This window comes from Floricoccus penangensis, assembly GCF_001832885.1.
Classification (GTDB): Bacteria; Bacillota; Bacilli; order Lactobacillales; family Streptococcaceae; genus Floricoccus; species Floricoccus penangensis.
This window is the reverse complement of sequence record NZ_MKIQ01000026.1, coordinates 18,819-34,087: the sequence shown is the minus strand read 5'-3', so window position 1 is coordinate 34,087 and position 15,269 is coordinate 18,819. Positions and strand designations below refer to the sequence as shown.

Sequence of the window (15,269 nt, the reverse complement as noted above, 5' to 3'; positions counted from 1 at the left end):
AAAGCATGAATAAATTTTCATGCCAATTAATTATTTAATAACGCTTGATAGATTACTACTCCGGTCGCATCTAATTTAATCCCATATTTGCGTTCGATTTTTTTTATTTTCTGTAAAAGAGTATTTCGATGAATAAAAAGACTTTTAGCAGCTTGATTTTGATTGGCTTTACTCTGATATAGGGCTGAAATTATTTCCTTAACTTCACCATCTTGATTCAAACGAAAATCTAAATTTGCCATTATCAAATTATTTTCGATTAAAGGATTTCTTAGCAGGGTTACAGCAAAGTCTTGAATATTTTCATATCCTTTCCCAAAAATTTCACTTTCCTTTAAGTAAATATCTGGAAGATCTTTTGGTTGACTGAAGTTTCCTATATAGTATGTAAAGTCTAGACCAAAGTCATTCTTAATTGCTTCAAAGATTTCTTCATATTCTGACATCGAGAGGTTTTCTGCCGTATATTCTTCTAAGTAAATATTTTTTTCTTGCCTAAATATATCTGGAACTAATGATCTTAATATTTCAGAGAGCTCATTTATGCTGTCTGCCTTGAAATATAGTATTCGGTAATAGCCAAGTGGAAGATTGGAAAAAATATCTGGTATAGGTTTACTTGGAAAAATAGTTGTTAAAAGTTCCCTTTCTCTTGAGCTAAGAATATTTATATCAAGATAAGCGAAGCTATCAGCTAATTGAAGTTTTAGACATTTACTTTCTTCATCACTAGTTTCCATTGTTTGAGGAAATATTTTTTTGAATTGTTCATAAGTTATCATATCATCACCTTATAAAATAAGCGACCTAAGTCGCTTGTTTTAATATTAATAATTCTTATTTTGTACTTCGAAAAGTGGAGACAATGGACGTTTTTCATGTATACGAATAATTGCCTCTGCTAGAAGGTCTGAAATTGAGATTTCAACAATCTTATCAATTTTGCGATCTTCTGGAAGATAGATTGTATCTGTAACTACCAATTTGTTGATAGCTGAATTTTCGATACGTTCTAATGCTGGTCCACTTAATACAGGGTGAGTACATGAAGCATATACTTCAGTAGCTCCAGCTTGTTTTAATGCGTCTGCTGCAAGAGTAATTGTACCTGCTGTATCAATCATATCGTCGATAAGAATACATTTTTTACCTTCAACATTACCAATGATATTCATTACTTCAGCAACGTTTGCTTTTGGACGACGTTTATCAATGATAGCGATTGGAGTTTTCAAGAACTCAGCAAGTTTACGTGCACGAGTTACTCCACCGTGGTCTGGGCTGACAACTACTACGTCATCTCCAACTAAACCTTGGCGTTCAAAGTAATCAGCAATAAGTGGCGCACCCATAAGGTGGTCAACTGGGATATCAAAGAATCCTTGGATTTGAGCAGCATGTAAATCAACGGTTAATAAACGGTCAATTCCTGCTACTTGTAACATATCTGCAACCAATTTAGAAGTGATTGGTTCACGCGCACGCGCTTTTCTATCTTGACGTGCATAACCATAGTAAGGCATAACAACGTTAATTGTTTCTGCACTAGCACGTTTAAGTGCATCAACCATGATTAAAAGCTCCATCAGGTTATCATTAACAGGTGCTGAAGTTGATTGAAGAATAAATACGTGGCTTCCACGGATACTTTCTTCAATGTTGATTTGGATTTCACCATCTGAAAATTGTTTAACAGTTGCTTTTCCAAGTTCAATTCCCATTTTATCTGCTATTTTTTCAGCAAGATCTTTGTTGGAATTTAAGGCAAATAACTTTAAATTTGAATAACTCATTACATCCTCCGCAATTTCTACATTCTATTTTACGTTGAAATGACTTTTTTTTCAAGCAATCTTACTAAAAATCTTTGTGAAGTTCCTTATTAGAACATATCATCAAATAAACTTAATTGATTATCTTCTGGCATACTACCAAGAATCCCCATGTCATCCATTTTTTCAACTAAAGTTTGTGAAACACCTGCTCTTTTTCGAAGTTCAGTTTTTGAAAGGAATTCTCCTTCTTTTCTAGCTTCGACTATTCCATATGCTACAGATTCACCTAGTCCATCCATTGCTCTAAATGGTGGAATTAAAGTGTCTCCTTCAATAATGAAGTTAACTGCGTCACTTCTGTACAGGTCTAGTTGACCAAATTTTAAACCACGTTCTAACATTTCATTACATAGCTCAAGGGTACCATACAAATCTTTTTCGACTTTAGTCGCCTCGTATATCCTATCCTTGGCTCTGATTTCATCCATCTTAGCTTTCACTGTTTCAAGTCCTGCACCCATTGTCTTAAGGTCAAACGCCTTAGCACGAATTGAGAAATAGGCACAGTAATAATATATTGGATAATGCACTTTGAAGTAGGCAACACGTAAAGCCATCAATACATAAGCTGCTGCATGGGCCTTGGGGAACATATATTTGATTTTGCTACAAGAATCAATATACCATTCAGGCACATTATTTTCCCTCATAGCTGCTAGGTATTTATCACGCTCTGCTTCATCCATTTTGTTCCATGCACCCTTACGCACGCGTTCCATGATATTGAAAGCCATACCTTCTTCAAGACCTGCGTGAATTAGATATACCATGATATCATCACGACAACCGATAACTTCGCTAAGATTAGCAACATTTGATTTGATTAATTCTTGAGCATTTCCAAGCCATACATCTGTCCCATGAGACAACCCTGAAATCTGTAGTAACTCCGCAAATGTTTTTGGTTTAGTTTCCTCTAACATCCCTCGAACAAAGGCTGTACCAAATTCTGGTACTCCAAATGTTCCGGTTTTTGAAAATATCTGCTCAGGTGTAACACCCAGAACCTCTGGACCTGAAAAAATCTTCATAACTTCAGGATCATCAGCTGGGATATCTTTTGGATCAATACCTGATAAGTCTTGTAACATCCTAATCATGGTTGGATCATCGTGTCCAAGTATATCTAGTTTTAGTATGTTATCATGAATGGCATGGAAGTCGAAATGGGTAGTTTGCCATTCGGCATTCAAATCATCAGCAGGGAATTGAACTGGACTAAAATCATAAACATCCATGTAATTTGGTATAACGATGATACCGCCTGGATGCTGACCAGTTGTACGTTTTACGCCCGTACTCCCTTTTGAAAGTCTATCAACTTCAGCTGCACGGTAGTATTTACCATAATCTCGCTCATATCCTTTAACGAATCCATAGGCTGTCTTATCAGCAACTGTACCAATAGTTCCCGCACGGAAGGCGTAGTCTTTACCAAAAATATCTCTTACGTCTAAATGGGCGTTTGGTTGATCTTCTCCAGAGAAGTTCAAATCGATATCGGGAACCTTATCTCCATAGAAACCAAGGAAGGTTTCAAAGGGAATATCTTGTCCATCTTTATTAAGACGTGTTCCACATTCAGGACACTCTTCTTCAGGCATATCATAACCTGACCCATAAGTACCATCATCATAGAATTTCGAATATTGACAGTTTGGACAAACATAATGAGGCGCCAAAGGATTAACTTCAGTTATTCCAATCATTGTCGCAACAAAACTAGAACCAACTGATCCACGGCTACCAACTAGATATCCACGTTCATTAGAACGAAGCACTAGCTTTTGTGAAATCAAGTAGATTACGGCAAATCCATTACCAATGATACTATTAAGCTCCTTTTCAATACGAAGATCTACTAAGTCTGGCAGCGGATTTCCGTATATTTCATGGGCTTTTTCATAAGTAAGACGAGCAACTTCTTCTTCAGTTCCTTCAATATAAGGAGTATATAGATCTTCACGGACCGGAGTAATGTCTTCAAATGTATCTGCAAGCTTTTGAGTATTATCAATTACAATCTCACGTGCTTTAGCTTCTCCTAGGAAGGCGAAAGCATCTAGCATCTCACTTGTTGTTCTGAAATGAGCCTCTGGAAGAGGGGCTGGCATTGCCTTTTCTCCACGACCTATCGGACGATTTATCATAGCCCCTGCTCCAAGCGCACGAACTATAATCTCACGATAAAGTGCATCTGTTTCATCCAAATAATGAACATTTCCTGTTGCTAAAACTGGCTTACCGAGAGTCTCACCAATTTTAATAAGTTGCTCTAAAATATTTTGAAGCTCCATCTCATCTTTAATCATTTCCTTTGCAATTAAAGGACGATAAAGAGCAGGAGGCATAACTTCAATAAAATCATAGAACTTGGCAACTTCTAAAGCATGATCAAAACTTTTAGTTGTAACTGCATCAAAAAGTTCACCTTCATCACAGGCTGACCCAATTATCAAACCTTCCCTATGAGCCTCTAATACACTCTTAGGAATTCTTGGAACTCCTTCAAAATAGTCAACATTTGAATAAGATACAAGTTTAAAAAGGTTCTTCAAACCAGCCTGTGTTTGAGCATAGATTGTAGCATGCTTAACACGTGCTTTTTTATATGAGTTATCATCGACAACCTGAATGTTCAAATCAGATAATTTAGAAACCCCATATTTTTCTTGAGCATCTCTTAAGAAAATAAAGAGTAAACGTCCAGTAGCTTCCGCATCATAATTGGCCATATGGTGATGGTCAAGTGCTACACCAAAACGTTTTGTCAAAGGTCCTAAACCATGACGTTTATATTCTGGATAAAGATTTCTCGCAAACTCTAAAGTATCAACAACTGGTTGAGTTATTTCAGGAAGATTATTTCTTTGATAGTTCATATTCATGAAACCAACGTCAAATGTTGCATTATGGGCAACTAAAACACTACCTTTACAAAACTCTTGAAACTCTTCCAAGACCTGTTTAAGAGGTTTTGATCCCCTTACATGATCATCTGTTATACCTGTCAATTGAGTAGTAAAGTCGCTTAAATGGTGACCTGGATCTATGAATTCATCGAACTCATCAATGACATTTCCTTTATGCATTTTACTTGCTGCTATCTGAATAAGATTATTATAAACAGCAGAAAGTCCAGTTGTTTCCACGTCAAACACAACGTAAGTCGATTCAGCAAGACTAGAATCATCTTCATTGTAGGTAATAGGCACACGGTCCTCAACTAGATTAGCTTCAACACCATATAAAATCTTTACGCCATTTCTCTTACCTGCATTATAGGCTTCTGGGAAACCTTGGACACCCGCATGGTCAGTAATCGCTATAGCTTTGTGTCCCCACTTAGCAGCACGTTCTACAAGTGCACCTGCTGGTTCAATAGCATCCATAGTCGACATATTAGTATGAGCATGAAATTCGACACGTTTTTCTCCCTCAGGCATCAAATCCTGACGAACTGGGTGTTTAACCTCAACTACATCTTGGGCTTCTAGGACTAAGTCACGCGTAAAGTTATTCATAACAACATTACCACGTACTTTCACCCACATACCAGTTTTGATAAGATCAAAGCTAAGTAAATCAGTATCCTTACGTTCCCATCTTTGAACAACAAAACTTGAAGTGTAATCTGTCATCTTGAAGATAATTAGATTTTTACCATTTTTAGTAACTTTTCGTTCAACATCGAAAATATAACCTTCAAAAATGACACGATTTTCTTCCGTATTAATTTCTACCATTTGTGTTACTGGTTCTTTTGGACCAATCTCACGACCGAGTTCTAACTTGGTTGGTACTTCACCTGCTTTAAGTTTCACTTCCTTCTTTGGAGCAGGTTTATTATTAGCAATATTTATTGCCTGTTGTTGGATTTGTTCTACCTGCTGATTAGTAGCTTCTTCAATTTGCTTCCTATGTTCTTCTGCTAATTGGGCTGAAAGTTCATGGTCAACTTTTGTAAAGATCTTAATGTCTGAAAACCCAAAATCCGAATAAATTGCTTCCATCTGAGGAATATAATTATCTTCAAAGTAAGACATATTAGCTAGATCAGAGGTGATCAAATACTTTTTATTATCGTTCTGATCGATATAGAATTGATATTTTTCGAAGATATTAGAAAATGATGGAACGTTACAACCATCTTGCTGAAAAACCAAGTGATAGTAATCATTCAACTCTTTTTTGGTATATGATTTATCTTCTGGTAAAATCGTCAACTTAATTCGAGCTATATTCTGGAAAGCTTCCTCTAAATGACCTTTTAAAGTTTTATAATCCTCTACATCTAATATTGCAGGAAAACTCAGATAAAAATGCCATAAATTACTTACCGTATGAACTTCCACATTTGCAATATCAGCACCATAAAATGCTTGAGACTGACGTAATTCAAGTGGTAAGTTAATTTGATCCATCAACTTTTCAAAAAGTTCGTGCATGAATTCTCCTTTCTAGAAAAGTGAAAGAAGGGACTAAAAATAATTAATTAATTATCCTTAGTCCTCCTCTCTATATTTTTTATTTATTTAAAATTTTGATTGTATCAATTAATTCATCTTTATTAATTTCAATTGTTTCGCCAGTTGAACGTATCTTGACTTCAACAATTCCGTCTGCTGCTTTTTTACCAACTGTTACACGAACTGGTAAGCCAATCAAATCACTATCAGCAAATTTAACTCCTGCACGCTCATTTCGATCATCTGTTAATACTTCAAATCCAGCGTCCATAAGTTTCCCTTCAAGCTCATCAGTCAAAGCTAATGCTGCTTCATCTTTAACATTTACTGGAATCAAATGAATATCAAATGGAGCAAGTCCAGCTGGGAAATTGATTGACCAGCTGTATTTGAAATCACCTTTTGGAGTTTTCTCAACATACACACGAGCAAATTGTTCAAGTATTGCACTAAGCATACGACTTACACCGATACCATATGAACCCATGATAATTGGAACTGCACGACCATTTTCATCAAGAACTTTAGCATTCATTGATTCACTGTAACGAGTTCCTAGTTTGAAGATATGTCCGATTTCAATACCACGTGCAAATTTAAGTGTACCACGTCCATCTGGAGACACTTCCCCTTCTTTTGCAGTACGTAAATCAACAAATTCCGATACTTTATAGTCTCTGTCTAGGTTTGCATTAATAAAATGGAATCCGTCTTCATTAGCACCTACAACTGCATTAACTACAGTTTCGACAACTCTATCAGCAATAATACGAGTATCTTCTGAAAGACCGATTGGTCCAAGAGAACCAAAATGAGCACCGAATACTTTAACTGCATCATCTTCGGAAGCAGGCTCTAATTCATCAGCTCCTAGGTAATTTTTAAGTTTAACTTCATTTACTTCATCATCACCACGAAGTAATAACACTACTGGCTCTCCATCAGATAAGAAAAGTAAAGTTTTAATAGTTGATTCAACAGGAACATCTAAGAAGTCTGAAACTTCTTCAATTGTTTTAACATCAGGGGTAGCGACTTTTTCAAGTTCTAGAGACTCTGTATAAGAATTATTTTTCTTAAATTCACTTGTTGCCATTTCAAGGTTAGCAGCATAATCACCACCATCAGCAAATACAATTGTATCTTCACCAGCTACAAGCCAAGAAGTAAGTTCTTTTTTAATATTTTCTAATACATCTTCAGGAATTTCATCAATTGATGCAATGCTTTTATCTAGAATTAACCATTTATCAAGTTCAGTACGATCAGGAGTAATAGCCATAAATTCTTGGCTATCCTTACCACCCATAGCACCACCATCACCAATGATTGCTTTAAACGTCATACCAGCACGACTAAAAATATTTTCGTATGCTGTCTTATAATCTTGATAAGTAGTATCTAAACTATCATAGTTAGCATGGAAACTATAACCATCTTTCATGATGAACTCACGACCACGTAACAATCCGTAACGAGGACGTTTTTCATCACGATATTTAGGTTGAATTTGATAAATGTTCAATGGTAACTTTTTATATGATGTAATCTCATCACGAACAAGAGCTGTCATCGTTTCTTCATGAGTTGGACCCAAGATAAAGTCAGAGTTATCACGATTTTTTAGTTTATAAAGATCTTCACCATAGGTATCGTAACGTCCACTTTCCTTCCATAAATCAGCAGTAAGTAAAGCTGGTGCAAGTAATTCTACCGCTCCAATTGCTTCAAACTCTTGACGCATGATATTTTTAAATTTTTCAAGTACACGATTTGCAAGTGGTAGATAAGCATAAATACCAGCAGAAATTTGACGGATATATCCTGCACGTACTAACAAAGCATGGCTAATTACCTGTGCATCACTTGGCATTTCCCTCAAAGTAGGGATTAGCATTTTCGATTGTTTCATTTTATTTTTAAAATTCCTTTCGCATATTAAAATATTCTCATAAAGTCATTCCATGTTACAGCAACCATTAAGGCTAGCATAAATACCATTGCTACAACAGTGATAACTCCTTCTTTTTCTTGACTAATTGGCTTACCACGCACTGCTTCAATTAGGACAAACAAGATTTTTCCACCATCAAGCGCTGGAATTGGTACCAAGTTAAAAATTCCCAAGTTGATTGAAAGTAACGCCATAAGTCTTAAGACTGTTACTGTCCCAGCGCGTGCGGCTTCTCCGCTGAGTTGATACATTGCTACTGGTCCACCTAATTTATCAATATTAGGTCTTACAATTAAATCACCCAAGGCTTTAATGATTTGTGTTGAGGCCATAACAGATTCTGTAAATCCATAAGTTATTTTATCGATAAAGCCATCTTTAACAGCTGCATTAATACCAATTAAATATCTATCACCTTCTTTTTTAGGAGTTAACTTAATGTTTTCTTCTTTACCATCGCGGTTAATTACAAAATCAAGTTGCTTACCATTGCTTTTTACAATGTTATCTGTTAGATCTTGCCAATTAGAAATTTTGACCCCGTCTATGCTTTCTACAGCATCACCTTTTTTCAAACCAGCTTGAGCTGCAGGTGAGTTAGGAGCAATTTGTCCCAAACGATTAGTATTAAGATTTGTTTCACCACCACCTTGTAAGAAGGCTACAATGATAAATACTACAATTCCCAAAATGAAGTTATTCATTGGTCCAGCAAAGTTTGTAATAAGTCTACCACCAATACTTGCATTTTGGTATTGGACATCACTGGGTGCAATCCTCACTTCAGTACCATCAGATTCAACAATTGTTGCATCATGATCAACAGGATATGTCTGACTTTCTCCATTCACTTCTCCAGTAACCGTAAGTGCGTTATCAAAATCATAATCAGTAATAAACATGGGAAGCATGTTTGAATAAGTTTGCTCATTGCGCAAATTTATTTGTTTAACAACTCCGTCTTCGATTTTTAGACCAACAGGAGTACCAGTCTTAATTTCTGTATCATCGTCTCCCCAACCTGCCATTCGGACATAACCTCCAACAGGAAGAAGGCGAATGCTATAAGCCGTTCCGTCTTTACCAATATGTCCAAAAAGTTTCGGCCCCATACCTATAGAAAACTCACGGACTAAAATACCAGATTTTTTTGCAAAATAGAAGTGCCCAAACTCATGAACAATCACTATCACGCTAAAAACGATGGCAAAAGTTATTATCGTTCTTATACTATCCATTTATTATATCCCCTTTACGAATTCCAACTAAAAATTTTTATCAGAAATCCAATTTTCAACTTTGTTTCTTGTTTCTGAATCAATAGAGATTAATTTTTCAAGAGATAAATCATTAACTTCAACATGATTGTCTACTGCTTTTTCAATGATTTTTTCAATATCTAAGAATTCAATTTTTTCTTGTAAAAATGCAGCTACAGCAACTTCATTTGCTGCGTTAAATACTGCTGGAAAACTACCGCCTAAACGTCCAACTTTGAATGCTAAGGCAAGCATGGGGAAGCGTTCGTAATTTACTTCTTCAAAGTGAATTGTTGCAAGTTTAGCAAGTGAAAACTCTTTTTCATTAACCAGAGATATATGATCAGGATAAGTTAAGGCAAACTGAATAGGTTGTCTCATATCACTAGCACCAAGTTCTGCGTACATTGCTCCATCTTTTAGGGTAATTAAAGAATGAACCACACTTTCACGGTGCATAATAACATTGATGTCATCATAATCTACTTGGAAAAGATGATGAGCTTCAATTACTTCAAGACCTTTATTTACCATAGTTGCTGAGTCAATTGTAATCTTCGCACCCATTGACCAATTTGGATGATTTAAGGCATCTTTCACGCTCACACCAACAAGTTCTGAACGTTTCTTATCACGGAAACTACCACCACTAGCTGTGATAGTTATGTCACGTAAATCAGTTTCCTTCACACCTTGTAGAACCTGAAAAATTGCTGAGTGCTCACTATCAACTGGTAATAAATTTACTCCAGCTTTTTTAGCTGCTGGCATGATAAAATCACCAGCTACTACAAGGGTTTCTTTATTGGCAATTGCTATGTCACGTCCTAATTCAATTGCAGTCATGGTAGGTATTAAACCAACACTTCCCATAACAGCATTTAGGAGTAAGTCGTAATCAGTTTGAACTAGTTGATTCAACCCTTCATTTCCATGAAAAACATCTATTTGCGGATATTTATTTTTTAAAGTTTCTGCTAATTCTTCAGTTTGAACTGAAACATATTTTGGGCTAAAGTCCTCAATAATTTTTTGAGCTTTTTCAATATTTTTACCAAAACTCATAGCTACAAGTTGAAACTTATCACTATTATTTTTTATTACGTCTAAAGTGCTCGTACCGATTGAACCGGTAGCACCTAATAAACATATTTTTTTCATTTAAATTTTTCCTTATCTATGCCAGACTATTCTAGAATAAACCAAATAAGTGCATGATTGGGAATACAAATAACATACTATCAAAGCGATCGAGGATTCCTCCGTGACCTGGTAAAATTTTTCCAGAATCTTTAACACCATATTGACGCTTAATCGAGCTTTCTACTAAATCACCCAGCTGAGCAACCATGCTAAAGATAATTGTCAGAATAACCATTTGCCACAAAGGAATTGATGGTGCATATTTTGAGAATCCAAGAAACATTATCAAACTAACAACTACTGCACTGGCTATGCCCCCAAGGGATCCTTCAATTGTTTTGTTTGGTGATACAGATGGGATTAATTTATGTTTACCAAATTGGCGTCCAACGAAGTAAGCTCCGATATCTGTAGCCCATACGATAAATAAGGCCAAAAAGATTGTAAACAATCCATTTGTTCGTGCATTAATTAGATTTTGGAATCCTATACCAATATAAAATGCTGTTAAAAACGGAAAACCAATATTTTCATAGGTGTACTTCCCGTTTGAAAAAACCATACCTGCCATTAAACAAAAGACAAAGAATGTAAATAGCATTAATTGACTATTAACACCTAGTTGAGGTAGATATTTATTAAGTGGCAAAGCTAGTGAAAGACCTGCAAAGATAGATAAGACACCTTCAATTGACATAATTTGGATATCTGCCATCTTAAAGAGTTCGCTTATGGCGATAACTACTAATAGGCCTACCAAACCTTCAAAAATTAAACCACCTTTAACAATAGCAAGTAAAAATACACCACCAGCAACTACACCTGTGATAATTCTTTCTCTCATTACTTGAGTCCTCCATATCTTCGGTCACGTTTTTTATAGATTTCAACTGCTTTTTCAAGTTCCGCTTCATCGAAATCAGGCCATAGAACGTCTGTAAAATATAACTCACTATAGGCTGCTTGCCAAGGAAGAAAATTACTTAACCTCTCTTCACCACTTGTTCGAATAATAAAGTCCGGATCTTGGTATTCTTTTGGTAAGATTGAAGTTTCAAGATTATCAGCAATCATTTCCTCAGTTATATCATTAACTGTAATAATACCATCATTAATAGACTGAGCAATTTTCTTAACAGCTAAAGTTATTTCATTACGTCCACCGTAGTTAAGGGCAAAATTTAAAATCATACCAGTATTATCTTTAGTATCAATACTAGCTCGATCAATGGCATCAATTGTTGATTTTGGAACACCATCTCGTTCACCAATCATTCGAATTTGGATATTTTCTTTATTAAGGACCGGGACAAATTTCTCATAAAAATCAATCGGTAAACTCATAATAAATTTCACTTCAGCTTCGGGTCTTGACCAATTTTCAGTAGAAAAAGCATAAACTGTCATTACCTTGATGCCCATTTTTTGTCCATGGATAGCTGCTCTTTGAAGTGAGTCCATACCTGCTTTATGACCAAAAACTCGGGGTTTACCCTGCTTTTTAGCCCAACGACCATTACCATCCATTATTATTCCAACATGATTAGGAACTGGAATTTCATTTATATCTTTACTTTTAAATATATTTAACATAATTACTCCACATAGTTAATGTCCATATTTTACCATATTTTGACAAATTTTTATATAGATAAGAAGTCTTATATAGTAAGAATCAGGACATTTTTAACTAAATAAAAAAGCAAGTTTCCTTGCTTTAAATTTAAAATTTATTTTTCATCAATGAAAGGTGACTCAGATTTAATAATATTCTCTGTGTCATCTTGTAAATCTTTAAGAGCATGCTCGCTATCATCAGCAAGTTGGTCAGTAAAGCTTTCTTCTTTATCAGAATCAGAAGACTTAGGTTTATTTTCTACATGTTCAGCAAAGCTATCATCTTCATCAGAAACTACAGTTGAAGCTGCTGGTTTAACTGTTAATACAGCAGAACGTTCAAAAGTTAAGAAAACACCCTCACAGTCAAGTTCAATAGTTCCTTCAGAATCATTTATAGCTGAAAGTACACCATGAAGCCCACCACGCGTGATTATCTCACTTCCAATTTCCATATTATTAAGTAAGTCTTGACGACTTGCTTGTGCCTTCTTCTGCTGTCTTTGAGTAAAGTACATCATAGCTGCAAAGGCTATTAAAACAATAATCATTCCCATTTTGTTAGTTCCTCCTATAATCTTATATTGTATTCTTTATTCTATCAAAATTAGCCGTAATTAACAAACTAATAGACTAATTAGAAGTCTTTTGCACCTTCTTTATTATAGCCATATGCTTCACAGAAATCCTGACGGAATTCCAATAAATTATCGTCCATGATTGCTTGACGAACATTTTTCATCAAATTAATAAGGAAGTGAAGGTTATGTGTTGAAGTAAGTCTCATACCAAAAGTTTCATCACATTTAATCAAATGTCTTATGTAAGCTCTTGTATAATTTTTACATGTATAGCAATCACAATTTTCATCTAAGGGGCGGAAATCTTCCGCATATTGTGCATTTTTAACAACCAAGCGTCCTCGACTAGTCATACATGTACCATTACGAGCAATTCGAGTTGGCAATACACAGTCAAACATATCTATTCCACGAATAACCCCATCAATAAGTGAGTCTGGTGCACCTACTCCCATAAGATAACGAGGTTTATTTGTTGGAAGCATTGATGTGGTAAAATCAAGAACTGCATTCATTTCCTCATGAGACTCTCCAACTGCTAGACCACCGATTGAATATCCCGGGAAATCCATACTTACTAAATCTCGTGCTGATTGACGACGTAAATCTTCAAATCCTGCACCTTGTACGATACCAAAAAGTCCTTGCCTATCTTTATTTGCATGTGCATTAAGACCACGTTCTGCCCAACGGCTAGTACGTTCAACACTTGCTTTTACATAATCATATGGTTGATAGAATTGTGGACACTCATCGAAGCTCATCATTATATCACTACCTAAATTGTTTTGAATTTGAATTGCTTTTTCAGGACTCAAAAATAGTGGAGCTCCATTTAGGTGACTCTTGAAATGAACACCTTCTTCTTCAATCTTTCGTGTATCAGCAAGTGAGAATACTTGAAAACCTCCCGAATCGGTTAAGATTGGCTGATCCCAATTCATGAATTTATGCAAACCACCAGCTTTTTTCACTAGCTCATCCCCCGGACGAAGCCATAGATGATAAGTGTTTGATAGTATAATTCCAGCTCCCATTTCTTTTAATTCTTCTGGGCTCTGAGTTTTAACTGTTGCAAGTGTACCTACTGGCATAAACATAGGGGTTGGAAAAGTTCCGTGTGGTGTAATAATCTCCCCTAGTCGAGCACCTGTATGTTTTTCCGTTTTTATTAATCTGTATTTGATTGGTGAATCTTTCATTTTTTCCTCCTGCTTCTTGAAAATACAGTTCAAGGCAATTATTTATTAACTATAACATTCTATCAGATTTACAAAGCCTAGTAAATAAGTATTAAGTACTATAAGATTGGTATATACAATGTAATAACACAATGTAAAGAGTTTATATCACTTTTATTGAATCCTATGTTTACAGAAAAGGGCTTTCATGAGAGAATGTAATCTGCTTGTGCTTTATAACAAGCACTTATAATAAATTTTAATATTTTAAGATATAAGGAGAAAAAATGAATACAACAGCACTTTTAATTGGACTTGGTCCTGTTATTGCATGGGGATTCTATCCAACTGTAGTAACAAAAATTGGTGGACGTCCAGTAAATCAAATCTTAGGATCAACACTAGGAACATTTATATTTGCCTTAGCTTTTTCATATATATACGGAATAGCATTTCCAAGCGGAACCGACTTACTATTTTCAATTTTATCCGGTGCAAGTTGGGCATGTGCTCAAATAATCACCTTTATAGCTTTCCCATTGGTTGGCTCTTCTCGAGTTACTCCAATATCTACTGCAATCCAATTAGTTGGTACTTCACTTTTTGGAATTATTGCATTAGGCAGTTGGCCTACTATCGATGATAAAATTCTAGGTGGTATAGCTCTCTTACTGATAATAATAGGGGCAACTATGACTGTTTGGACTGAAAAGAAATCTCACACTGAACAAGGTAACCTCAAGAAAGCAGTAATTTTACTTCTAATTGGTGGCATTGGCTATGTTGGTTATTCAGCTTTCCCACAAGCTACTTCGATTGATGGAATGACATCTTTTCTACCTCAGTCAATAGGTATGCTTTCAGTAGCAACAATCTATGCAATTATCCTTGCAGTTCGTGGTGAAAAATCTGCTTTTACTGAGAGTGTATCATATAAAAACATCATCTCTGGATTCTTTTTCGGCTTTGCTGCCCTCACGTACCTAATTTCCGCTCAGCCAAATATGAATGGAATGACGACAGCATTTATTCTATCTCAAACTAATGTTATTGTTGCTACACTTTCAGGAATTTACCTACTAGGCCAAAGAAAGACTAAAAAAGAAATGGTTATTACTCTAATCGGCTTATTATTAATTGTTACAGCTGCAACAATCACTGTCTTTATCTAAGACAAATATCAATCTACTTATTTTAGACTATTAGACTAAAAATTAATAAAAAAAGAGC

General features: G+C 35.5%; 11 protein-coding genes. 1 reads left to right on the top strand and 10 read right to left on the bottom strand.

All coding sequences use genetic code 11. The features are described from left to right. Window positions 1-26: 26 nt before the first annotated feature. From BG262_RS04075 to tgt, 10 genes are all read right to left on the bottom strand, one after another. Window positions 27-782 (bottom strand): helix-turn-helix domain-containing protein, encoded by a 756-nt coding sequence (locus BG262_RS04075; RefSeq protein WP_070787606.1) that lies wholly within the window; start codon window positions 780-782, stop codon window positions 27-29. 45 nt (window positions 783-827) lie between these two features. After that, the gene (locus BG262_RS04070) at window positions 828-1,793 is read right to left on the bottom strand and encodes a ribose-phosphate diphosphokinase (RefSeq protein WP_070787605.1); all 966 of its coding nucleotides are present in this window, start codon (window positions 1,791-1,793) and stop codon (window positions 828-830) included. Between the two features lie 89 nt (window positions 1,794-1,882). After that, window positions 1,883-6,283 carry a PolC-type DNA polymerase III gene (locus BG262_RS04065; protein ID WP_070787604.1) on the bottom strand — a complete coding sequence of 1,467 codons (4,401 nt, stop codon included), beginning with the start codon at window positions 6,281-6,283 and terminating at the stop codon, window positions 1,883-1,885. A 79-nt stretch (window positions 6,284-6,362) separates the two neighbouring features. Further along, the gene (locus BG262_RS04060; protein ID WP_083312892.1) at window positions 6,363-8,216 is read right to left on the bottom strand and encodes a proline--tRNA ligase; all 1,854 of its coding nucleotides are present in this window, start codon (window positions 8,214-8,216) and stop codon (window positions 6,363-6,365) included. A gap of 26 nt (window positions 8,217-8,242) precedes the next feature. Then, complete coding sequence (rseP, locus tag BG262_RS04055) at window positions 8,243-9,496, bottom strand: RIP metalloprotease RseP (RefSeq protein WP_070787603.1); 1,254 nt, start codon at window positions 9,494-9,496, stop codon at window positions 8,243-8,245. A 27-nt stretch (window positions 9,497-9,523) separates the two neighbouring features. Then, window positions 9,524-10,678, bottom strand: coding sequence for a 1-deoxy-D-xylulose-5-phosphate reductoisomerase (dxr, locus tag BG262_RS04050; protein ID WP_070787602.1), 1,155 nt, complete (start codon window positions 10,676-10,678; stop codon window positions 9,524-9,526). Between the two features lie 31 nt (window positions 10,679-10,709). Further along, window positions 10,710-11,504 (bottom strand): phosphatidate cytidylyltransferase, encoded by a 795-nt coding sequence (locus BG262_RS04045; RefSeq protein WP_070787601.1) that lies wholly within the window; start codon window positions 11,502-11,504, stop codon window positions 10,710-10,712. Beyond that, a complete protein-coding gene (uppS, locus tag BG262_RS04040; protein ID WP_070787600.1) occupies window positions 11,504-12,253 on the bottom strand; it encodes an undecaprenyl pyrophosphate synthase in 750 nt (249 codons plus the stop codon). The genes BG262_RS04045 and uppS overlap by 1 nt, the downstream gene beginning before the upstream one ends. Window positions 12,254-12,390: 137 nt before the next feature. Beyond that, window positions 12,391-12,834: a preprotein translocase subunit YajC gene (yajC, locus tag BG262_RS04035; RefSeq protein ID WP_070787599.1), complete on the bottom strand. Its 444-nt coding sequence runs from the start codon at window positions 12,832-12,834 to the stop codon at window positions 12,391-12,393. Window positions 12,835-12,914: 80 nt separating this feature from the next. Next, the gene (gene tgt, locus BG262_RS04030; protein ID WP_070787598.1) at window positions 12,915-14,060 is read right to left on the bottom strand and encodes a tRNA guanosine(34) transglycosylase Tgt; all 1,146 of its coding nucleotides are present in this window, start codon (window positions 14,058-14,060) and stop codon (window positions 12,915-12,917) included. 266 nt (window positions 14,061-14,326) lie between these two features. On the opposite strand from tgt, the gene rbsU reads away from it, so the two are divergent. After that, window positions 14,327-15,211: a ribose/proton symporter RbsU gene (gene rbsU, locus BG262_RS04025; protein ID WP_070787597.1), complete on the top strand. Its 885-nt coding sequence runs from the start codon at window positions 14,327-14,329 to the stop codon at window positions 15,209-15,211. Window positions 15,212-15,269 lie beyond the last annotated feature (58 nt).